We start from the raw sequence: 21683 nt of genomic DNA, 5'->3' as shown, positions 1-21683 counted from the left end.
AATCGCCCGGTAAATATGGCTACGCGCTTCTTGATCCGCGCCCGGCCATAAATAGACATTCGGACGCGGACCTACGACACGAATGACCTTTTCGGATCACGCCGGCAACCAAGTTGGCCACATTGCTAAGGTGCTGAATTTTCACAGAGCGGCGATTTTGACCGGTAGCACGAATTTGAAGGAAGCCCATGCCGAGGGAAAACGGAAAACGATTCATGGCCGCAGTGGCAAGATTTTTGAGCGACAAATTTAGTTCTGTTATTTCTATAAAGACAGAACATAGTGCACCAACAAAAGCCAATCTTGCAAACGCGGCAAAGAAATAGTAATTACAATTTTGTCTAGTCTATAGGGTCACAACGCCCTATTAATCCATTCATAAAATAAGAATATACCGTTTTTGAGATTAAATCAGAGTTCATGCCAATTATTTTTAGGAATTGAGCGTATATTGCAGTCCGGCATATCATATAGATTATTTCGATTTCTTCATAAGTAATACCTATGTCTTTAAACATTTTTCTAATCTCACCGTGGCTTTCTTTGTTTCGCAATTTTACTGCTTTGGCGATAATTTCTTCGTAATTTTTAGGATGCTCAAGTGAAAAATTTACGATAGCACTATCGACTATAAGCATAACTTTTTCTTTCATAGTTGGGGAACATGCACCATGTATGATGTTTTTTATTTCTTCTTCAGTAAACGTTGGAATTGTTAAAACAGATTCCAACCTACATTTTAAATCTTCATTTTTATGTAGTTGCATATTTTTTTGTCAAATAAAATTTTGTATGAGCTATCAATTATTTTTAAGAGTGAAATCAAACCAATGACATAATCGTCATTATCAATTTTTTGCATTCCAACAAAAAAGTCTGGTATCAAATCAAAAAATGAATAGCTGTTAATCAGCATAGAATTGAATTGCTCTCTACTCGTAAATTTTGCTGGAGCATCAAAAAAATTATTAAGTTTTTTATTATTCTCACTTTTCAAGAATAAAAGTTGGTATTCTTCATAAGAATAGTTATTCGCGGGAGTTTCATTATACAAGTCTGTTATACATGTAATGCTAGGTTCTGTCGACATTCAAGCTGACGTGTGTTAAACTTGCGCAGCACAGGAGGTTGTTGTGCAAAAACGTCATGCCTTGCGAGATGATCAATGGGAGAGGATATGCGAAGCCTTGCCAGGCAAGGATACCGATCCTGGTCAAACGAGCAAAGACAATCGCCTTTTTATTGAAGCTGTTATGTGGATTGCTAAAACAGGCGCCCCGTGGCGTGACCTCCCGCCGGAGTACGGCAAGTGGTCAAATGTCCACAAACGATTTATGCGTTGGGCTAAAAATGGCGTGTGGCAAATGATTTTTAATACTCTGGCCGTCGATGCAGACACTGAGTGGCTTATGATTGACAGCACCATAGTCCGGGCGCACCAGCATGCAGCCGGGGCTAGGGGGGGCAGCAATGCCAAGCGTTAGGGCGGTCACGAGGTGGTTTTGGAACAAAAATTCATGCAGTTTCAGACGCCTTGGGCAATCCGATGAGGTTCATTCTGACAGGCGGGGAAAAGTCAGACTTTCTTCAAGCATGCCCTCTGCTTGAAGAGCAAAGAGCCGAGGCCGTTCTTGCGGATAAAGGCTATGATGCTGGCTATATAGTCGACGCTATACAAGCAATGGGAGCCGAAGCGGTTATTCCTCCAAAGTTAAATCGTAACACGCCTCGCAATTACGATGTTTTTTTGTATAAAGAACGGAATGTTATTGAAAGAATGTTTGGCAAGATGAAGCATTTTCGTGGGATTGCCACGAGATACAGTAAAACGGCAGTTTCATTTTTGGCTTTTGTTCAGCTTGCAGCAATTTCACTTTGGCTAAAATGAATGTCGACAGAGCCTAGTAATCGTTGCAGAACTATCCAAAAATATTGAAAAAATATTTTGAAGTCTCCATGCAATAATTTTGAAATCATTCAAGCTTTTCTTTTGTGACTCAATTCTAATCTTTATATTCGGTTTTTCATCTTTTCTTCCTGATTTTTTAAATTGAGTTATCGAAAAAATATCAAAATGGATAGTGATATCAGGTGTAAGCTTAAGGCTTGTCCAATTTTGATAACAGTCTTTTAAGCGTACGTTTCCGCACTTTTCACACTTCTTGTAAAATGAATACCCCTCTACGTTCACCATAGAATTAACTGTCATGGCTTCAATCCATTGAAACAATTCGCTGAAATGAACATTAGCTTCATAAAAAATTTTTTCATTAGGTGATTTAAGATCATAAACCGTATATGTTTCACCAAGTAATTGGTCAGATTTAGTAGCAAATGAGACTAAATTCGCGTAGATACGATACTCCACAAGTTCTGACCCACGACTTGAGTCTAAGCTAAAAGCATCATAAAGACAACAAATACCAAGATTAGTTAAGCCAACAACCCTACTTATTTCAATTACACGGCCTTTTCTCGTACGTAATTCTTCAGGTATATCTCTATTTTTGAATGTGATGGTTAATGTGCAGCCATCATCTGGAATATATTGTAATGTTCCAAAATTATCGCTATACTCTTTACCATTCTCAAATTCTATTTTACAAAAGCCTGAAACAGTATATCTACTAGTTAAGTCAATCATAACTACCTTTTCTTATCAAACTTATATTCTACCTGCACCTGCAGCCATACCCCACCCGCAGCAACCGTTCATAGCGTCGATCTTAGCTACCTTATGCTTCGAGGCTTCATGCGGCATCAGCGGCCCAGAGATGATACGATTCAAGTTGTGCAATCCAGTATCATTGAAAAGTGGCTTTGTCCTCACATCCTGAGTCCTCAGTCTGGCAAGAGCCTTAAAAGTTGCTCCGCGCTCGACCCTGACACTTGCCAATCAGGCATGAAGGGGTTACCTAAAAAGGGAACCCCGGCCCCTGCGCAAACAGGAACCGGGGCTGGCACGGCGCGGTTAGCGCCCCCGTGCACGGCTACCGAACCAGCAACCCGCTTCTCGGCCCCGTATCAGGTGTAAGCTGACACGGGGCCAACCTCATTTAAGGCTGACTATCGCCCCGCAGCAGCAGGGCGAGGAGTACCAGCAACACCAAGACGACAAAGCGTCTCATGCGGCACCCCCTTTGATGGTTTGCGCCGTGCCGGACGCAGATCAGGAAGGGGGTAGCCGTGCCCGTTCCTTATACCCGCATTCACCGTGCCCGGCAACGCTTTGTCGGGCAGTGCGGCGCGTACCCGGAACTATTGCGTTCATGGGCAGCCAGGTCCCGGATTTTGAGGGGCTTGTTTCTGCGCGATCATGGGCGGAGCAGCGCGGCGTCGGACATTGTTCAGAATAATATGGTTAGGGCACATGACCATATCGTATCCAGCCGAGCCAGTGAGCAAGGTGGGAGCGGTACGCCATCCCCACACGGCCGCGCAAACAGCTATTGCATGGGTATGGGCATGAGGTATCATCTAAGGGGATAATCTATGAAATTTACAAGTGACATCTGATTCGCGCCAGACGATGAATATGTATGCTGGTGTTCCTGCATCAACAAAGGAGAAGTGTTGCGTGCCATTCAACAGGGAGCCAAGACGATTGACGATATTCACGCTGTCACAGGGGCATGTACTTAAGGGCGATGTGCTGAAAAAAATCCGCGCGGCAGATGATGTTTACGGGAAATCCGTATCCTTCTCGGCGAGAAGAGCAGCACTTCCTGAACAGAGTAACTTTGAGAATTGACATTCTCGCATTGCCCGCAGGCTGTGGGCGCGGGCGTCAACTCATGCTACCACCGGAGCATTTTCACATTGAAAATTTGTAAATGCTCTGACACAAGACAACTTGTGCTCAGTAAACATAATTTCTGAATGCAGAACGCCGCGATTATATAAATTTTTATATAGTCTCGGTGCTCTCTATCCTCTTTATTGTGTGAAATTATCAATAAAAAACCGTTTTCCTTACCGTGTTCCCTTCTCTTCCTCGCTTTCCGGCGCTGTTTGCTGTTGTCGGCTGTAACTGGTTCAAATTAAAGTATTTGTTCTTGATAGGACACGACGGCAAGAGTGCCGTCGTGAGTACCCGGAAAAGGACGCTCTGAAAAGCCAGCGCCAACGCTCAACGATCCATGGCAGCCGCAATGACGATTGTGAAAGATGACGGAAATGGAAGCTGAACACCATACCGCAGATGGCGGGGCTGAAACAGGATCCGTAATCATGCCTTCCGTAACCGTGTCCGCGCCCGCCTGGAGATTTTTTGCATGCAAAAAAACGCTCCATGTTCACGGTCGAAACCGGGCATGAAGCGGCTGTGGCCGGGCCGGAAAAGCACTTTGCGGCGTTTTCCGACCCGGCCCCTTAACGCAGCGGCATCATCGCGGCTTATGTATGATATCGATGTGTTCGGCTTTATTCTCGCTGTTCGGGTAAATACGGTAGGTGTATTCGCCGTCGGTCACTTTTACGTTTTCCACTTCCCGGGCGAAACGGGTCTTGCCCGTGTCATCCCGCACCGTGAGATTCCTGGTTTTCCCGTCCGCCGTCATGTTCCAAAGTCCGTGCATCTTCGGTTTGCCGTCCAGAGTGACCATCTTGAAGGCGTGGTCGGGAAAATATTCCGCTTTACCGAAGAATGCCGCCACCTTTTCATCCTCGGCGGGTACGCTGGCACCCTTCTGATCCACGGCGTCCGTTGTAATCCACACCTTTCCGACCATTATTTGTTCATAAGGATTCAGAGCGGCAGGTGCACTTGGGGCTTTTTCGGCCGCATAGGCGTTTGCGGCGAGTATAAAAAATGCCAGCAACAGGCAGAATATATGCTTCATTGTAAGTCTCTTGTTCAGATGGTCTGTATAAAACAGAGGGTTACAGGTTTATCCGGATATAAAGTCTAATACATAGCATTTTTGATTACAAGTCACGCCATAGTTGTCGATCCCGCTCCCTGCTCCAGAGCGGAGGAGAACGTTTACGCATGGACCCGGACGAGACCAAACGCTTTCCGCCCAACCTGATTATAAACCCGGCTCGAAATTGAGACGCTCGCGGCAGGAAAGGCGTCCGCCGCGCCCTGTATGTCCGCGCCAAGGAAGGCCGGCGGAACAACAGGCCGGCGAAAGCCGGACAATCAAGCCATCCTCGCGCGTCATGCGGAAAGGGTTCCATATACACACAAAGAAACCCCCGGCATATGGTCTGACCTGATATGCCCCCATCAGGGTTCTAAAGTTTGAACCTAGAGGGGCTTTTTTACTTTGTCTACCTTGATGGGGGCATATCAATAGCGGGTGGATTTCTGTTTCGCTCGCAACGCTCGCTCAACTGGCTAAAGCCCTTTAGTAAAAGTCCGCTTTGCCAACGGCATCGCGGACTTTAGAGCAAATTAACTTTGAGATTTTACAATCTCAAAATATTGAGGACGCCCGCTCCGGCATGTAACAGCGCAAATAAATTGCGCTTATGCCTTCGCGGCGGACGGTCGCTTTCGCAGCCGCCAGAGTAATTTCATTCTGAAACTGCTCTGATCTGACAAATTTTACGCCCCGCACTGGGAGCCCCCCAATGGGGCTCCCGGCGGGCATTTCAGGGCCGAAGAGGCAAGCCCTGAAAATTGTGAAACAGAAAAACTATGCCGCCCCAGGAGCTGTTTCCAGAGCGTTTTAATATTGAAAATATCTCAACGCCCTGTGCGGATTTTCCGTGAAAATCCGCACCGCGAAATTATCGCAAGGCGAATTTACTTCGCCGGTAAGCGATAATTTCAAACGCAAACTGCTCTAATCGGCCTGGGTCCGGATAAAGGTCGGAATTTCAAAATCGTCCTCGTCATAGGTGAAGTCGTCCTGACCGGGGTTGTGCGGCCGACGGCGGCTCTGGCCCATGGCTTCGCGCTTGAGCAGATAGGGAGGACGATTGCTCTTTTCGTCGTACCAGCGCTCCACTTCCGAACGGCGAGTGGCGCGGGGCAGGCGCATTTCCGTCTCTTCCTGCGACTCCTGCACCAGGTTGCCCTGCTGCGAGCGCCCGAGCTGGCGGCGGCGCGGTTCGGCCATGACGGCGTCCGGGCCGGGCTGGCGGAAATTGGTCACCGTGGCGGCGGGAGCCTGCACGGGCTGCATGGCCTGGGGCGACTCAATGCCGGTGGCAATGACCGTCAGACGAATTTCGTCGCCGATGTTGTCGTCAAAGACCACACCGAAGATGATGTTGGCGTCCTCGGGCGTGGCATCGGCGATAATGTCGCCGATTTCGGCGATTTCCTCGGCCGTGATGTCCATGGGTGCGGTGATGTTATAGAGCACTGCCTTGGCGCTCTCCAGGGAGACGTCTTCCAGCAGCGGACTCATGATGGCACGTTGGGCCGCCTCGCGGGCGCGGTTCTCGCCCGAGGCCATGCCCGTGCCCATGAGGGCCAGACCCGCTTCTGCCATAGTGGTGCGTACATCGGCAAAGTCAAGGTTGATCAGGCCGTCGCCCACAATCACGTCGGAAATACCCTTGACGGCGTAGTACAGCACGTCGTTGGCCTTTTGCAGCATTTCGGAGAACGGCGCTTTTTTGGGCGCAAAAGCCAGCAGGCGGTCGTTGGGGATGGTGATCAGGCAGTCCACATGCTGCTTGAATTCCTCCAGACCGGCCTCGGCCGCGCGTTTGCGTTTGACGCCTTCAAAGCTGAAGGGCTTGGTGACCACGCCCACGGTCAGCGCGCCCATTTCCTTGGCGGCCTGCGCCACCACCGGGGCCGCGCCCGTGCCCGTGCCGCCGCCCATACCGGCGGTGACGAAAACCATGTCCGCATCGCCGATGGCCTCGCGGATGGCGTTCACGCTTTCCACGGCGGCCTCACGCCCGATGGACGGATTGGCGCCAGCGCCCAGGCCTTTGGTCAATTTTTCGCCCAACTGCACCTTGAGCGGGGCGGTATTTTTTTTCAAAGCCTGCACGTCGGTGTTGGCGCAGACGAACTGCACACCGCGCAAGCCGGAATCAATCATGTTTTTCACGGCATTACCACCGCCGCCGCCTACGCCGATAACCTTGATTTTGGCGCTTCCGGCCAAGGAGGTGTCAATATCGTCAACGATTGACTGAGCCATGTTTCCTCTCCTGTTTTTGCTGTCCCCAAATGCCCGCTTGAGATTTATGAGATATCCGCGAACCATTTCTTCATGCGTGCGAGTACGCCGTCAAAGACGCCGGACTCGCTGCGCGTGGTGAACTTTTTCTGACCGGACATTTCCTTTTCCGCTCCGTAGCGCAACAGACCCACAGCCGTTGAAAACTTGGGGCTGTTGACCACATCTTTGAGACCGCCCACATTGCGCGGATAACCAATGCGAGTGGGCAGATTGAAAATTTGTTCGCCCAGTTCCTGGCAACCTTCCATCAGGGCCGTGCCGCCGGTCAGCACCACGCCCGCGCCGATCATGTCCTTGTAGCCGGAGCGCACCAGCGTCTGGTCCACCAGATAAAGGATCTCCTCCATGCGCGGCTCGCAGATTTCGGCCAGCACCTGGCGCGAAAGGCGGCGCGGCTCGCGTCCGCCCACGCTGGGCACTTCAATAAATTCGTCGTGGCGCACCAGATCGGCGAGAGCGCAGCCGTACTTGATCTTGATCTTTTCCGCCGAGGCAATGGGCGTGCGCAGGCCGAAGGCGATGTCGTTGGAAAGGTTCTGCCCGCCCAGAGCCAGCACCGCCGTGTGCTTGATAGCGTCGTTGGCAAAGACCGCGATATCCGTGGTGCCGCCGCCCAGATCCACCAGGGCCACGCCGATCTCACGTTCCTCCTCGGTGAGCACGGCCTTGGCCGAAGCCAGGGATTCCAGGGCGATATCCGACACTTCTAACTGGCTGCGATGGCAGGAGCGCACGATATTCTGCGCCGAAGACACGGCCCCGGTGACGATATGCACCTTGACCTCCAGGCGCACCCCGGCCATGCCCAAGGGGTCGGCAATGCCGCGCTGGTTGTCCACAATGTATTCCTGCGGCAGGATGTGGATCACCTCGCGGTCCGCCGGAATGGCCACGGCCCGCGCCGCGTCCAGAGCGCGCTCGACGTCGCGCTGGGCAACTTCGCCGCCCTTGACGGCAATGACGCCGTGGCTGTTGATGCCCATGATATGGCTGCCGGCAATGCCCACGTAGACCGAGTGGATCTCGCAGCCGGCCATGAGCTCCGCGTCTTCCACTGCCTTGCGGATGGACTGCACGGTCTGCTCGATGTTGACCACCACGCCCTTGCGCAGACCGGTGGAAACGCTTGTGCCGATGCCCACCACATCCACCAGACCCGACTCCGAAAGTTCGCCCACCACGGCGCAGATCTTTGTGGTGCCGATGTCAAGGCCTACGATGAGCTCGGACTTATTCATTATGTTCTCCTCACAACCGCCCGTCACGCGCCGGCTCAGTTTTGCGCGGACTGATTAAGAATGACCCAGACATTGCCGTTGACGGCGCGCACTTCGCGCACGTTTTTCAGCTCGTGCCGCCGCGCCAAGTCGCCGAGCGTCACGCTCATCCGGGCCAGATTGCCGCTCCAGTCGTCAGTGGCGATGGAAAGGCGCATTTCCCGGTCTTCCAGATAAATCTCCAAGCCCCTGCCCGGGCTCACGGTCAGCGAGGCAATGGCCCCGGCCTCTATGGGCAGCGCGCCGCTCTGCATGTCTTTCATCAGGCGCGAGAGGTAGGGCGCGGCGTCCTCGGCTCCCGGTTCGATGCGCAGGGTGGGCAGGGAGAGAAAATTTTTGCTCTCCACCGGCGCGATAATCCCGCCGCGCTCATTGGCGTAGTACAAGACGCCGTCCTTGTGCACCCAGAAGGAGGGCATGCGCTCCTTCAATTTGATCACGAACCTGTCGGGCAGCAGGCGCTTGACCGAAACTTCCTCCACCCAAGGTGTCTGGCGCAGATTCCGCTCCACTTTGGCGATGCTCACGGCCAGACTGTTGTCGCCCTCTTTGATGCCGCCGTATTGCAGCACCATCTCGCGGGAAAGCCGCACATTGCCGGTCACATCCACATGCCTGGTGATGAAAAAGTCGCTGGTGACCGCTTTGTTATAGAGCCAGAGGGAGGCCGTGCCCACTCCTGCCAGTACCAGCATCGCCGCCAGCAGCAGGCCCGTCAGAACCGCGAGGCTTTTCAGGCCGCCCAAGCGCTTGAGCCAGCCGAACATCCCGGCAAGGAATTTCGGGAGGTGGACCGAAGGAAACAGGCTTCCTTTCGCCTTTGAGGGCTTTTCCTTCGTGTAGGCATTGCGGGCCTTGCGGCCGTTTTTCTTCAAGGCAAGCGGCACGGCACTATCCTGACCTCCGGCTCAAGCGCATAGCCGAAACGTTGCCGCACAGCCTCTTTGGCTTCATGCAGCAGGGTCAAAGCCGCTTCCGCGCTGCCCCTGCCTTCATTGATCAAAAAATTGGCGTGCAAGGTTGAAAAGGCCATGCCGCCCAGCTTCTTTCCCTTGTAGCCGGTCAGTTCCAAAAGCTTTCCGGCGGGCATATCCTGTGCGGGATTTTTAAATACGCAACCCGCGCTCCAGGCCGTCACAGGTTGTTTAGACTTTTTCTCAAAAAAGTTGTGACGCATGCGTTTAGAGATGCCATCCCTTGCGTCTTCGGTCAAGCCAAAAGTGGCTTCAACTACCATGAATCCCTCTTTTTCTTCTGAAATGGAGAGCCTACGATAGCCGTATTGCAGTGCATCAACAGTGACCCGTCGCACTGCTTCATTGCTAACTATCTGAATGGATTCGATATTTTTACATGTTTCCGTACCAAAGGAACCGGCGTTCATGGCCACGGCCCCGCCCACGCTGCCGGGTATGCCCACCAGCCCTTCCAGGCCGCTCAGGCCTTGTCCGGCGCAAAAACGCAACAGGCGCGGCAAGGGCACGCCCGCGCCGACCCGCACCAGAATTTTACCATCCTTCTCACCCGCGATTTCCGGCCCGCGCATAAAGCGCGGACGCAGCAACACCAGAGGCAGGTCACCGTCCCGGGCCAGAATGTTGCTGCCCGCGCCCAGGATCAACGGACTGCCGCCCAGGGCGCGCAGCCGTTCGGGCAGAGCCGCCAGATCCGCCGCATCTTCCAGGACCAGCTCGGCAATGGCCGTGCCGCCCAGACGCAGGGTGGTCCGCTCCGCCAGGCTGGGGCGCATGACTTCACGCATGGCCGCGCCCCTCCAGCCAGGCCGGGCCGAGACGGGTGATGGAACCCGCGCCCAGGGTCAGCAGCACGTCGCCGGGCCGCAGCACTTCCGGCAGGGCCTGGGCCAGGGCGTCCAGCGTCTGGAAATACCGTACCGGCGTGGTGGAAACCTGCTGCACGCCCTGCGCCAAACTCTGGCCGGAAACGCCGGGAATGGGTTTTTCCGAAGCCGCGTAAATTTCGGTCAGCAGAACTTCATCCACCTGATCAAAGACCTTGCAGAACTCGCCGAAATGGGCCTGCGTACGGCTGAAGCGGTGCGGCTGGAAGGCCGCCACAATGCGCCTGCCGGGAAAAACCTGGCGGGCCGTGGCCAGGGTGGCCGCGATTTCCGCCGGATGGTGGCCGTAATCGTCCACCACGGTCACGCCGTCCTTTTCGCCCTTGAACTCAAAACGCCGTCCCACGCCCCCGAAACCGCCCAGGCCCCGGGCGCAGCGTTCAAAAGCGATGTCCGCCTCCATGGCCGCGCCGATGGCGGCCAGGGCGTTCAGGATGTTGTGGCGGCCCGGCTGGGGCAGGCTCACCTCGCCCAGTTTTTCGTCTTCGCGCCAGACCTCGAAGCGGCTGCGCAGCCCGCTTTCCAGGGGCACGGCGCGCAAATGGTTGTCCGCTGCGAAGCCGTAGGTCAGCACCGGACGCTTGACGCGCGGCAACAGGGCGCGCACGCCCGGATCGTCGCCGCAGACCACATTGATGCCGTAGAAAGGCACATTGTTCATGAACTGCACAAAGGCCGCGTCAATGGCCTCGCGGCTTTTGTAATGATCCAGATGATCCTCGTCCACATTGGTGACCACATTGATGATGGGCAGCAGACAGAGAAAGGAGCCGTCGGATTCGTCGGCCTCGGCGATAAGGTAGTCTCCGTGGCCCAGATGGGCATTGGTGCCGTAGACATTGAGGCGGCCGCCGATGATCACCGTGGGGTCCAGCCCGGCGGTGTCAAAGATGGAGGCGGTCAGCGAGGTGGTGGTGGTCTTGCCGTGGGTCCCCGCAATGGCTATGCCCTGCCGCAGGCGCATGAGTTCGGCCAGCATTTCGGCGCGCGGGATGATGGCGATGTTCCTGCGGCGGCCTTCCACCAGTTCGGGATTGTCGTCGCCGATGGCTGTGGATTTGACCAGCACCTGCACGTCGCCCACGTTTTCGGCGGCGTGGCCCACGGCCACGCGCGCGCCCAGCTCGCGCAGATGCCTGACCACCGCCGAATCGCTCAGATCCGAGCCGGAAATCTCGTAGCCCTGATTGAGCAGCACCTCGGCAATGCCGCTCATGCCCGCGCCGCCGATGCCCACCATGTGAATGTGCCGGATTTTGCTGTTCATATCTTAAGCCTTTAGAAAAAATCTAGATATTTTGCGGAGATACCTCCGCCTTCAAAAATGTTTCAGGCAAACTGCAACGGTCAAAATACTCCAGAAGCTATTTCTAAATTGTCCTTTCGCCTTCTGCCTGCGTCGGACTCGCCCCGTAATAAGGTCGAATATGCTTGAATATACTCCCTCCACCCAGGACTCACCTTCCTTGGCAGAGAATGAAAATCCTTATTTAAAAACAGCCCCGGGGCCTATTGACGCTACTGGGATTTTGTTCGCTGGCAAGGAGAACGAGCCTTTTATGAAAGGAGTGTACTCTTCTGGTACTCGACTGGAATAAAAGGCGAAGTTCGACAAAGCCAGCGGGCAAAAGAACGTAATGTCAACAGGCCCTAAGCTCGCCCGGCGGCCACCTCGGCCAACACATCGGCCACCCGCGCGGCGGCGTCGGGCCGGGCCGCGTCCAGCGCCGCGCAGGACATGCGCGCGCGGCCTTCGCTGTCGGCCAGCATTTGCGGCAGCACGCGCTCCAGATCCTTGTCCCGCAACTCCCCTTCCGGCACCAGCAGGGCCGCGCCCGCCTTTTCCAGCACCTGGGCGTTGCGGGTCTGATGGTCGTGGACGGCATGGGGAAAAGGCACCAGTACAGCGGGCAGACCGGCGGCGCAGAGTTCGGCCACAGTGCTGGCTCCGGAACGGCACAACGCCAGATCCGCCCAGGCATAGGCCTCGGCCATGTCGTCAATAAAAGCCGTCACGCAGGCCGGATCATACCCGGCCTGGGCATAGGCCGCACGCGTGGCGTCCTTATCCTTGAGGCCGCTCTGGTGGCGGATTTCCACTCCGGCCTCCCGCAGTGCGGGCAGAATTTCCGGCAAAAAGGCATTCAGGGCGCGCGCGCCCTGGGAGCCGCCCATGACCAGCAGCCGCCGCGTCCGCCGTTCTCGGGGCCGACGCCCCACCTCGCTCACGGCCCGGCGTACCGGATTGCCGGTGAGCACGCTTTTCTCCGGCGCAAAGCCCCGGGTGCCGGGCAGGGACAGGCAGATCACCCTTGCCAGGCGGGCCAGCGTGCGGTTGCTGGTTCCGGCCACGGCATTCTGTTCGTGCAGGATGCCGGGAACGCCCTGAAGACGGGCCGCCAGCATGGGCGCGAAGGCCGCGTAGCCGCCGAAACCGGCCACGGCCTGCGGCCTGAAACGACGCACAATGCCAAGAGCCTTCCAGACCGCTAGGGTCATACGCGCGCCCGCGCCCACGGCCCGCAGTCCACGGCCCAGAAAGCCGCGCACCGGCAGCCCGGCAAAGGGAATCCCGGCCTGGGCGGCCAGACGCTGCTCGGGCCCATAGAGCGAACCCACGAACAGCAGGTCCGCGCGCGGATTCCGCCGCCGGATTTCCTCGGCCACGGCCAGGGCAGGAAAGATATGGCCGCCGGTGCCCCCGGTGGTCAGGAGGATTTTGTCCACGAGTCGGCCGTCCTTGAAAAGTTCATGAGCAGGCCCACGCAGAGCATGGTAGCCAGCAGGTTACTGCCGCCGTAACTCATCAGCGGCATGGGCACGCCCTTGGGCGGGGCCACGCCCATGACCACGGCCAGATTCATCACCGCGCCCATGACCAGAATGGTGGTGATGCCGAAGGCCGTGAAGCGGTCGCGCAGATTGTGTTGTCCCATGATAATCTTGTAGCAGCGCCAGAACAGCAGGGCAAAAAGGATCATGACCACGGTCACGCCCACAAAGCCCATTTCCTCGGCCAGCACGGCCATGATGAAGTCGTTGTGCGCTTCGGGCAGATAGAACATCTTCTGTTTACTGGCTCCCACGCCCACGCCGAAAAAGCTGCCCGAGCCGATGGCCAGCAGGGACTGCACCAACTGGTAGCCCGTATTGTGGGCGTCCTGGAAGGGATCCAGAAAAGCCAGCAGGCGGCGCAGCCGGTAGGGAGAGGCAATGGCCAGGGCCATGGCTCCGGCGCAGGCCAGGGCCAGGGAGAAAAAGAGATAGATGAAGCGGGTGCCCCCGGCCACGCACATGAAAAAGAGAATCCCGGCCAGGACAACGGCGCTGCCGAAATCCGGCTGCAGGAGAAGCAGGAAACAGAACAGGCCGGTCACCGCGAAAGGCGGAATGACGCCCCGGCTGAACGTTTTGATCAGCTCCTGCTTGGAGCTCATGAAATAGGCCAGATAGAGCGCCAGGGCGATTTTCACGAACTCCATGGGCTGCACGGAAACGGGACCCAGCGGAATCCAGCGCTTGGCGCCGTTGATGGCCGGGGCAAAGGGCGACAGGGTGATCAGCAAAAGCAGCAGCGAGAAAAACAGGGCCGGATACTGCAATTTGTACAACCACTCGCGCGGCAGCAGGGCCGCGCCCCAGAGGGCCACGCCGCCGCCCGCGGCAAAGAGCAACTGACGCTTGAAAAAGTAGTATTTGTCGCCGTTGACCTGCTCGGCCACAATGCCGCTGGCAGAGAGCACCATGACCAGACCGATGGCCAGGATGGTCAGCATGATGGTGAACAGCCACCAGTCAAAGGGGGTGCCGGGACCCTTTTCCGTAGCCCTGGCAAAGGCGCTGCGGGTTTTGCTCTTCTTGGTTTCGGTAAAACTGTTTTTCATGCCAGTTTGCTCACAATGCGTTTGAAATCGTCGCCACGAGCCATGTAATTGTCGTAAAGGTCAAAACTGGAGGTGGCCGGAGCCAGCAGAACCACGTCGCCCTCTTGGGCGGACGCGGACAGGGCGCGCACGGCCTCTTCCAGAACCGGATGCCAGCTTATGGGCGCAAGGCCCTGCCAGGCTGTTTCAAAGTGTTCGCGGCTCGCGCCGAACAGGGCCACTTCCCTGACCCGCTCCCTGATCAGGCCGCCCAGGGCCGCCAGATCGCCGCCCTTGAACTTGCCGCCGCAGAGCAGCCGCAACGGCCGGTCAAAAGCCTGCAACGCCACTTTGAGGGACGAAACCGTGGTGCACTTGGAATCATTGACATAGAGCACGCCGCAACGCTCGCGCACCAGCTCCAGACGGTGCGGCAAAGGCTTGAAGCGGGCCACCGCGCGGGCGGCGTTGGCTTCGCTGACGCCGAAAAAGCGGCAGGCCTGCCAGGCCGCCTCCTCATTAAATTTGTTGTGCGCGCCCGGCAAGCCGCTTTGCGGAAAACGCTCGCTCGCGCGCACCCAGACCCGGCGGGCCCTGAGATTGAACCCCTGCGCCGGGTCATGCAGATCCGCGCCCAGTACGGCCAAGTCGCCCTCATCCTGGCAACGGAACAGACGGAATTTGGCTTCCGTGTATTCGGCCATGTCCTTGTGATAATCCAGGTGATTGGGCGTAATGTTCAGAAGTACGCCCGCGCGCGGGCAGAAGGTGGAGCAGGCCTGGAGCTGGAAGCTGGAAATCTCCAGCACCAGCACGTCGGCCTTGCGGCCGGAGAGCACGTATTCCGAAAGGGGCGTGCCGATATTGCCGCCCAGAAAAACCGTATAGCCCTGCGCCTGGAGCATGGCGGCGGCCAAGGAAGCCGTGGTGGTCTTGCCGCTGGTGCCGGTGACGGCCAGCACGGGCTCGTCGTCCAGATAGCGCCAGGCCAGTTCCATTTCCGCCAGCACTTCCGGGGCTCCCGGCCGCGTGACATCGCCCAGATACCGGACCAGCTTCGCCACGGGCATGCCGGGGCTGGGCACCACAAAGGCCGCGTGTTCGAACTGTTCCGGGCTGTGCTCGCCCAACCGCACGTCCACGCCCAGCTTGCGCAGGGCGGCGGTCTGTTCCGTCGAAAGCGCGTCGGCGTTGCGGTCCAGCAGGCGCACGCGCGCGCCCTCCCGGCTCAAAAGCCGCGCCGCGGCCAGGCCGGAACGTCCGGCCCCCACAACCACCGCCAATTCGCCGATCTGAATGCGTCTGCCGCGCGTCTTTTCCAGAGCCATGACTTTTTCCTCGCCGTACTACCGCAGTTTCAAAACCGACAATGCCACCAGGCCCAGCAAAATGGACGTAATCCAGAATCGGATGATGATCTTGGATTCCGGCACGCCCTTGAGTTCAAAATGATGGTGCAGAGGGGCCATGCGGAAAATGCGTTTGCCGCCCGTCCAGCGGAAGTAGCCCACCTGCAGAATCACGGAAAGGGTTTCAGCCACGAACATGCCGCCCACCACGGCCAGAACCAGTTCCTGCTTGCAGAGCAAGGCCAGGTAGCCCAACACGCCGCCGATGGAAAGCGAACCCACGTCGCCCATGAAGACCTGGGCCGGATAGGCGTTGAACCACAGAAAGCCCAGACCTGCGCCCACCAGGGCCGCGCAGAAGACCGTCACCTCGCCTACGCCGGGCATGTAGGGCACCAGCAGATAGCCGGAAAAACGCGCGTTGCCCGTGATGTAGATGAAAATGGAAAAAACCAGACAGGCCACAATGGAGGGGCCGATGGCCAGGCCGTCCAGACCGTCGGTGAGGTTCACAGCATTGGAGGCCGCCACCATCACGAAGATGCCGAAAGGCACATAAAACCAGCCCAGATCCGGCGTCCATTCCTTGAAAAAGGGAATGATCAGCTTACTGCTGTAGGAAGGATTGTCGGCCAGCAGCCACATGGCCACAAAAGCCACCAGAATCTGGCCGCCGAATTTGGCTTTGGCGGAAATGCCCTTGTTCTTGTGGTGGCGCAGCTTGGAAAGATCGTCCCAGAGGCCCACGAGCCCGAAGCCCGCGAAAACGAAAAAGGTCTGCCAGATATAGGGATTGGTCAGGTCGGCCCAGAGCAGCAGGCTGACGCCCAACGTGAAAAGCATGAGCAGGCCGCCCATGGTCGGCGTACCGGCCTTGGCCGCATGCGCCGCCACGTCCTCATGGATGTACTGACCGCATTTCAGACGCCGCAGCCAGGCGATGAAACGCGGCCCGATGAGAATGGAAAGCAGCAGAGCCGTAATCAGGGCCGCCATGGAGCGGAAGGTGATGTAGCGGAAGACGTTGAACAGCGTCCATTCCGAAGCGAGAGGGGCCAGAAAATTATAAAACATGTCCGCTCTCCCCTGTCTTGCGTCCCCGCGCTTCCGTTGCCGCCATGGTTGTCATCCCTTCCCGAAATGCCGTCAGCAAAGTTTCCAGCCGGTTGAAATGCGATCCCTTGAAAAACAGCAGGCCGCCGCGCTTTCCGTCCAGCTTGCGCTCCGCAAGCTCCCGCCAGGCCGCCATAAAACTCTCGGGGCCGTCCACCGGCAACCAGGGGCCGTCATAGCCCCCGCGCGCGAGCCCGGCGCGCACCTCGTCCGCGTGCCCGCCCTTCCAGAACACGGCCGACGGTCCGAGATCGGCCAGCAGCCTCCCCAGTTCCTCGTGCAGGGCTTCGGCCACCGCGCCCAGCTCGCCCATTTCGCCCAGCACGGGCACAAAGGCCCGGCCGCGGGCCTGCCCGGCCGCAGTCTCCAACATGCGCCGCATGGACAGGGGATTGGCGTTGTAGGTATCGTCAATGATCTCCCACGCGCCCACACGCTCACGGTTGAAGCGCTGTGGCGGCAACTGTGCCCTGCCGAGCCCCTCGGCTATTTCCGCCGGGCTCAGACCCAGCAGATGCGCGGCCGCCGCTACGGCAATGCTGTTTTCCGCGCCGTAGGCACCCTGAAAAGGAGTGACCGCGTCGCAGCGCACGCCGTCCAGCCAGAGCCGGTACAGGCCGCGGGTCGCGTCCTCCCCGCCCGCTTCGGTCGCGGGGCCAACATAGTCCGCGCGGTATTCGACCTCATGCGCTCCGGCGCTGAAAAAACGCAGTTTCGCGCCCGTGGCCCCGGCCTCGCGCACCAGGTCCGGATAGTCGGCGCTGACCAGGCCCAGGCCGCCCTGAGCCAGATGGGCCAGCAGCCGCGCCTTGTGCCAGGCCACGCCCCTGTCGCCCAGGCCTTCGGTGTGACCGGGGCCCACATTGAGGATCAGGCCCAGATCCGGGCGAATCACCGGGGCCAGCTCGTCCATGTCGCCCGCATGGCTGATGCCCGCCTCAATGACCCAGAAATCTTCATCCCCGTCCGTGTTCAGCACGGTGCAGGGCATGCCGATCTGATTGTTGTGGTTCAGGGCGTTGCGCGCGGTTTTGCCGCGCACGGCCAGCACCTGGGCCAGGGCTTCCTTGAGCGAGGTTTTGCCCGCTGTGCCCGTGACGCCCACCACCTTGGCCCTGGTTTTGCCGCGCCAGAGCGCCGCCAGGCTGCCCAGAGCCCTGACTGTATCTTCCACCAGCAGCACGGGCGCAGCCACATCCGGCAAAGGCCGCGAGGCCAGCACCGCCGCCGCGCCCTGTTCCACGGCCCTGGCCGCGAAATCATGCCCGTCCGCCCGTTCGCCCGGCACGCAGACAAAGAGCGCGCCGGGACGGGCCTCACGGCTGTCCGTAACCACGCACGTCACCATTGTCTCTCCGTTCCGATCTCCGGGGGGAGACATCAGGCCCAAATGTGCCGCCATTTCCGTAGTGCTCAGGCGCAATGCAGCAACTCCCGCACCACTTCCTGATCACTGTAGTGATGCTTGACACCCTGGATGATCTGATAATCCTCATGGCCCTTGCCGGCGATCAGCAGGGCATCGTCCTTGCCCAGCATGTCCAGGGCCCTGGCCGTGGCCGCGTGACGGTCCACCTCCACCAGCACTTCACGCGCCTCCTTGAGGCCCGGCAGCACGTCCCGCAGAATGGCCTCCGGCTCCTCGAAGCGCGGATTGTCCGAGGTCAGCACGGCCACGTCCGCATAGCGCGCCACAGCCTCGCCCATGAGCGGGCGCTTGGTTCTGTCGCGGTTGCCGCCGCAGCCGAAGACCGTGATAATCCGCTTGAAACCCGCGCCGCGCAGAGCCTTGAGCACATTGACCAGGGCGTCCGGAGTGTGGGCGTAATCCACAAAAACGTTCAGGCCTTGGGAATTTTCCACCCGCTCCAGCCTGCCGCAGACGCCGGTAAAGCTCTCCAGGGCCTTGAACTGCCCGGGGTCCAGACCCGTTTCCAGAGCCAGGGCCTGCACAGTCAGCAGATTGGAGGCGTTGAACGCGCCCACCAGGGGCGAGCGCAGTTCCCAGGTCCGGCCTTCCAGATGCATGCGCAGACGGCAGCCTTCGGTCCCGGCGGACAACAGTTCGCCCCAGAGGTGCCGCCGCCTGGGCGGGCCCTGTTGCAGGCCGAAGGACAGGGCGCGCGGGCAAAGCTCCAGCAGGCGGCGGCCCCAAGGGTCGTCGGCGTTGACGGCCATGACCTTTTCCGCCCTGGGCAGCTCCAGAAACAGCCTGGCCTTGGTCTTGAAATAGCTTTCCATGTCCTTGTGGAAATCAAGATGATCCTGGGTCAGGTTGGTAAAGGCCGCGCCTGCGAAGGGCACGCCGCAGACCCGCTGCTGGTCGATGGCGTGGGAGGAGACTTCCATCACGGCCACGTCCACGCCCGCCGCCTCCATTTGGGCCAGCATGGAATGCACGCGCAGGGGATCCGGCGTGGTCAGGGGCGCGGCTTCACTGTGGCCCGGCCAACGGTAGCTCACCGTGCCCAACACGCCCACCTTGTGCCCGGCGTCCGTGAACAGGCGTTCCAGCAGATAGGTGCTGGTGGTCTTGCCGTTGGTGCCGGTGACGCCCAGAATCTTGACGCGCGACGCACCCGTGCGCCAGCGGGCCTCGGCCAGACGCCAGAGGGCCTCGCGCGGATCTTCATGATAGACCACGCGGCAGCCTTCGGCCCGGACGGACGCCTGAAGCGCGGCATCCTCCGGCCCGCCGGGGCGGCAGACCACTACGGCGGCCCCGGCCTCCACGGCGGCGGGAATGAAACGCGCTCCGTCCTCATTGACGCCGGGCACGGCCACAAATATGTCGCCCTGCCCCACGACGCGTGAATCCGAACGCACTTCCACGCCGCCGCGACGGCATGCCTCCAGAAGAGCCGCAAAATCCCGCTGCATGCTTACCTCGTTATCCTTGCCGAAGACGACAGCTTCATCTTTCCGACAGCCAAAGAATATAGTCCACGTTCTGTCCGTCCTCGGGCCAGGCCGTTCCGGCGGCCGGGCTCTGGCGCACTACCCGGCTGCCCGACCCCTTGAGTTCGGGCACCACGCCCGCACGGGCGAACAGCTCCACCGCGTTGCGCACGGATTTGCCCATGACGTCCGGCACCCGGCTGGCGGCCTTGGCCAGATGGCCGGGCAGCTGCATGACCGTGGCGCGCTGCGGCGCATCGGCGGTCCTGGCCAGATAGGGCACCTCCAGACCGGCCAGCTTCAGCCCGCGCTGACGGCGGACCGGACCGGCGTCCTTTGTGCCGGAGGCTTCCGCCAGCCTGGTTTCGGAAAGAATGCCGGTATAGGTCAGAGCCCGGCCCGCGATTTCCTTGAACACGGGCGCGGCCACCACGCCGCCGAACTGGTTTCGCGCGGGCTCGTCCACCATGACCAGGATCAGGTAGCGGGGCTTGTCGGCGGGCAGAAAGCCCACAAAGGAGGCCAGACGCTTGCTGCCGTAAGTGCCCGTGCGGTGGTCGGCCTTCTGGGCCGTGCCGGTCTTGCCCGCCACTTCCACGCCCTCAATGCGCGCGCGTTTGCCCGTGCCGTCTTTCTCTTCCACCACGTCGCGCATCATATCCATGACTTCGCGCACGGTCTTTTCGCTGAACACGCGTTCATGCGCTTCTTCCACGTTGCCGTCTTCCCTGATCAGCTGCAGGGGCTTGTAGACGCCTCCGTTCAGCAGGGTCAGATAGCCCTGGGCCATTTGCAGGCCCGTGACGGAAATACTCTGGCCGAAGGCCGTGGACATCAAGTCCACTTCACTCCAGTCGCGGGGGATGCGCAGAATGCCCCGGCTTTCGGACACCGGCACGCTGGTGCGCTCGCCGAAGCCCAGGGCGTGCAGATACTTATGAAACATGGGCGCGCCCAGGCTGAGGCCGATCTTGGCCATGCCGATGTTGGAAGAATAGCGCAGCACCTTGCTGGCCGGCAGCATGCCCTGATTGGACGTATCCCGGATGGTGAAGTTTTTGCTGACCCACTTGCCGCGTTCGCAGTCGATGAGCGTATTGGGCGTGACCTTGCGTTCCTGCAGGGCCGCGGCCATCACAAAAGGCTTGAAGGTGGAGCCGGGCTCCAGGGCGTCGGCGGCCAGACGGTTGCGGTAGACCAGCGGCGAGGATTCCCGGTAGGTGTTGGGATTGAAGAAGGGATACTGGGCCCAGGCCAGAATGTCGCCCGTGGGCACGTCCACCACCAGCGCTCCGCTCCAGCGGGCGTCATAGTCGCGGGCCGCGCGGGCCACGGCTTCCTCGGCGATGAACTGCATCTGCACGTCAAGGGTCAGGGTCAGATCCTGGCCGCGCGGCTCGGTCTGACCTTCCTCATGCAGATAAAAACGGCGGCCCATGGCGTCGCGCTGCACGATCTGACGGGTGGGAATGCATCCCAGACGGGCCTCCAGGGAACGCTCGATGCCTTCCAGACCCTTGTCGTCCAGACCCACAAAGCCCAGCAACTGCCCGGCCATATGCTTGAAGGGATAGACCCGGTCGTATTCCTTGGACAGACCGATGCCCGAGAGATTAGCCTTGCGCACGGCCTCGGCGGTATAGTCGTCCACCTTGCGCTTGAGCCAGACGAAACGGCGCTTGGTCTTGGAAAGTTCGTCATAGAGCTTCTGGGGCTCCATGCCCAGAATGGGCCCCAACGTATTCGCCATGACCAGGAAGTCCTCGACTTCCTGCGGCTTGGCATACACCGAGCGGGCTTCGACGCTGCGGGCCAGCACCTGGCCGTTGCGGTCGTAGATCATGCCCCGGCGGCCGGTGACCAGTTCGGAAGCCATGTGCTGGCGGCGGGCCCTGTCGGCCAGACGCGGCCCTTCGACCATCTGCAGATACCAGGCCCGTCCCCAGAGGCCAAACCAGAGCAGACAGAAAATGCAGACCACCGCGTTGATCCGCAGACGCCCCCAGTCCACCTTTTCCATCCAGGCGGCACGGGTGCGCTGGCCTTTTCCGGCACCGGCGTTGCGGTTGACGCGCGGCGCCTTGTCGCGCCGGGGCGTAAAACTGGATCGGTTGCGTTTGCGTGACGAGAACTTGAACATGGTTTCCTCAAAGAAGACACAAGGCCTG

The 21683-nt window shown here is 58.7% G+C and carries 16 protein-coding genes and 1 pseudogene; 2 read left to right on the top strand and 15 right to left on the bottom strand.

Annotation, left to right across the window (positions count from 1 at the left end):
* Positions 1-341 precede the first annotated feature (341 nt).
* On the bottom strand, positions 342-767 hold the full coding sequence (locus tag HMPREF0326_RS12675) for a hypothetical protein (RefSeq protein WP_147568324.1): 426 nt from the start codon (positions 765-767) through the stop codon (positions 342-344).
* Positions 768-1133: 366 nt separating this feature from the next.
* Between HMPREF0326_RS12675 and HMPREF0326_RS16320 the strand changes: the two genes are divergently transcribed.
* A protein-coding gene (locus HMPREF0326_RS16320) for an IS5 family transposase (RefSeq protein WP_147568323.1) occupies positions 1134-1888 on the top strand; the annotation gives its coding sequence in 2 pieces (ribosomal slippage) (positions 1134-1458 and positions 1458-1888; 756 coding nt in all).
* Here the strand turns inward: HMPREF0326_RS16320 and HMPREF0326_RS16930 are convergent.
* Complete coding sequence (locus HMPREF0326_RS16930) at positions 1880-2644, bottom strand: hypothetical protein (protein ID WP_020990593.1); 765 nt, start codon at positions 2642-2644, stop codon at positions 1880-1882. The genes HMPREF0326_RS16320 and HMPREF0326_RS16930 overlap by 9 nt on opposite strands.
* Before the next feature lie 902 nt (positions 2645-3546).
* Between HMPREF0326_RS16930 and HMPREF0326_RS17630 the strand changes: the two are divergent.
* Positions 3547-3642, top strand: a pseudogene (locus HMPREF0326_RS17630) ((2Fe-2S)-binding protein); the annotation flags it as partial.
* Between the two features lie 743 nt (positions 3643-4385).
* On the opposite strand, the gene HMPREF0326_RS12665 reads toward HMPREF0326_RS17630, so the two are convergent.
* The 13 genes from HMPREF0326_RS12665 to HMPREF0326_RS12605 all read right to left on the bottom strand — a co-directional run bounded on the left by HMPREF0326_RS12665 (position 4386) and on the right by HMPREF0326_RS12605 (position 21655).
* Positions 4386-4841, bottom strand: a complete 456-nt coding sequence (locus HMPREF0326_RS12665) for a DUF4822 domain-containing protein (RefSeq protein WP_020990592.1) — start codon at positions 4839-4841, stop codon at positions 4386-4388.
* 951 nt (positions 4842-5792) lie between these two features.
* Entirely contained in the window at positions 5793-7112 is a 1320-nt protein-coding gene (ftsZ, locus tag HMPREF0326_RS12660; protein ID WP_008684825.1) for a cell division protein FtsZ, read from the bottom strand.
* Positions 7113-7156: 44 nt separating this feature from the next.
* On the bottom strand, positions 7157-8392 hold the full coding sequence (ftsA, locus tag HMPREF0326_RS12655; RefSeq protein WP_008684826.1) for a cell division protein FtsA: 1236 nt from the start codon (positions 8390-8392) through the stop codon (positions 7157-7159).
* 35 nt (positions 8393-8427) lie between these two features.
* The gene (locus HMPREF0326_RS12650; RefSeq protein ID WP_008684827.1) at positions 8428-9318 is read right to left on the bottom strand and encodes a cell division protein FtsQ/DivIB; all 891 of its coding nucleotides are present in this window, start codon (positions 9316-9318) and stop codon (positions 8428-8430) included.
* Complete coding sequence (murB, locus tag HMPREF0326_RS12645; RefSeq protein WP_008684829.1) at positions 9303-10193, bottom strand: UDP-N-acetylmuramate dehydrogenase; 891 nt, start codon at positions 10191-10193, stop codon at positions 9303-9305. Before murB ends, HMPREF0326_RS12650 begins: the two co-directional genes overlap by 16 nt.
* The gene (gene murC / locus HMPREF0326_RS12640) at positions 10186-11559 is read right to left on the bottom strand and encodes a UDP-N-acetylmuramate--L-alanine ligase (protein ID WP_008684832.1); all 1374 of its coding nucleotides are present in this window, start codon (positions 11557-11559) and stop codon (positions 10186-10188) included. The genes murB and murC overlap by 8 nt, the downstream gene beginning before the upstream one ends.
* Before the next feature lie 383 nt (positions 11560-11942).
* Positions 11943-13019, bottom strand: a complete 1077-nt coding sequence (gene murG, locus HMPREF0326_RS12635) for an undecaprenyldiphospho-muramoylpentapeptide beta-N-acetylglucosaminyltransferase (RefSeq protein WP_020990591.1) — start codon at positions 13017-13019, stop codon at positions 11943-11945.
* Positions 13001-14176 (bottom strand): putative lipid II flippase FtsW, encoded by a 1176-nt coding sequence (ftsW, locus tag HMPREF0326_RS12630; protein WP_008684835.1) that lies wholly within the window; start codon positions 14174-14176, stop codon positions 13001-13003. The genes murG and ftsW overlap by 19 nt, the downstream gene beginning before the upstream one ends.
* Entirely contained in the window at positions 14173-15483 is a 1311-nt protein-coding gene (gene murD, locus HMPREF0326_RS12625; RefSeq protein ID WP_020990590.1) for a UDP-N-acetylmuramoyl-L-alanine--D-glutamate ligase, read from the bottom strand. Before murD ends, ftsW begins: the two co-directional genes overlap by 4 nt.
* An 18-nt stretch (positions 15484-15501) precedes the next feature.
* Positions 15502-16578: a phospho-N-acetylmuramoyl-pentapeptide-transferase gene (gene mraY / locus HMPREF0326_RS12620; protein ID WP_008684840.1), complete on the bottom strand. Its 1077-nt coding sequence runs from the start codon at positions 16576-16578 to the stop codon at positions 15502-15504.
* Positions 16568-17965 (bottom strand): UDP-N-acetylmuramoyl-tripeptide--D-alanyl-D-alanine ligase, encoded by a 1398-nt coding sequence (locus tag HMPREF0326_RS12615; protein WP_008684842.1) that lies wholly within the window; start codon positions 17963-17965, stop codon positions 16568-16570. The genes mraY and HMPREF0326_RS12615 overlap by 11 nt, the downstream gene beginning before the upstream one ends.
* A gap of 65 nt (positions 17966-18030) precedes the next feature.
* Positions 18031-19497, bottom strand: coding sequence for a UDP-N-acetylmuramoyl-L-alanyl-D-glutamate--2,6-diaminopimelate ligase (locus tag HMPREF0326_RS12610; RefSeq protein WP_008684844.1), 1467 nt, complete (start codon positions 19495-19497; stop codon positions 18031-18033).
* A gap of 34 nt (positions 19498-19531) precedes the next feature.
* Positions 19532-21655, bottom strand: a complete 2124-nt coding sequence (locus tag HMPREF0326_RS12605) for a penicillin-binding protein (RefSeq protein WP_008684846.1) — start codon at positions 21653-21655, stop codon at positions 19532-19534.
* Positions 21656-21683 lie beyond the last annotated feature (28 nt).

Source organism: Desulfovibrio sp. 3_1_syn3 (genome assembly GCF_000145315.2).
Taxonomy (GTDB): Bacteria; Desulfobacterota; Desulfovibrionia; order Desulfovibrionales; family Desulfovibrionaceae; genus Desulfovibrio; species Desulfovibrio fairfieldensis.
Note: the sequence above shows the minus strand (reverse complement) of the source record. Positions and strands in the feature narration are given on the sequence as shown.

Bases quoted from the DNA above. Each gene is read 5' to 3' on its own strand.
- mraY (WP_008684840.1), bottom strand. From the start codon at position 16,578: ATGTTTTATAATTTTCTGGCCCCTCTCGCTTCGGAATGGACGCTGTTC.
- HMPREF0326_RS12605 (WP_008684846.1), bottom strand. From the start codon at position 21,655: ATGTTCAAGTTCTCGTCACGCAAACGCAACCGATCCAGTTTTACGCCC.
- HMPREF0326_RS12610 (WP_008684844.1), bottom strand. From the start codon at position 19,497: ATGCAGCGGGATTTTGCGGCTCTTCTGGAGGCATGCCGTCGCGGCGGC.
- ftsW (WP_008684835.1), bottom strand. From the start codon at position 14,176: ATGAAAAACAGTTTTACCGAAACCAAGAAGAGCAAAACCCGCAGCGCC.
- HMPREF0326_RS12675 (WP_147568324.1), bottom strand. From the start codon at position 767: ATGCAACTACATAAAAATGAAGATTTAAAATGTAGGTTGGAATCTGTT.
- ftsA (WP_008684826.1), bottom strand. From the start codon at position 8,392: ATGAATAAGTCCGAGCTCATCGTAGGCCTTGACATCGGCACCACAAAG.
- murB (WP_008684829.1), bottom strand. From the start codon at position 10,193: ATGCGTGAAGTCATGCGCCCCAGCCTGGCGGAGCGGACCACCCTGCGT.
- HMPREF0326_RS12615 (WP_008684842.1), bottom strand. From the start codon at position 17,965: ATGGTGACGTGCGTGGTTACGGACAGCCGTGAGGCCCGTCCCGGCGCG.
- ftsZ (WP_008684825.1), bottom strand. From the start codon at position 7,112: ATGGCTCAGTCAATCGTTGACGATATTGACACCTCCTTGGCCGGAAGC.
- HMPREF0326_RS12665 (WP_020990592.1), bottom strand. From the start codon at position 4,841: ATGAAGCATATATTCTGCCTGTTGCTGGCATTTTTTATACTCGCCGCA.
- HMPREF0326_RS16930 (WP_020990593.1), bottom strand. From the start codon at position 2,644: ATGATTGACTTAACTAGTAGATATACTGTTTCAGGCTTTTGTAAAATA.
- murC (WP_008684832.1), bottom strand. From the start codon at position 11,559: ATGAACAGCAAAATCCGGCACATTCACATGGTGGGCATCGGCGGCGCG.
- murD (WP_020990590.1), bottom strand. From the start codon at position 15,483: ATGGCTCTGGAAAAGACGCGCGGCAGACGCATTCAGATCGGCGAATTG.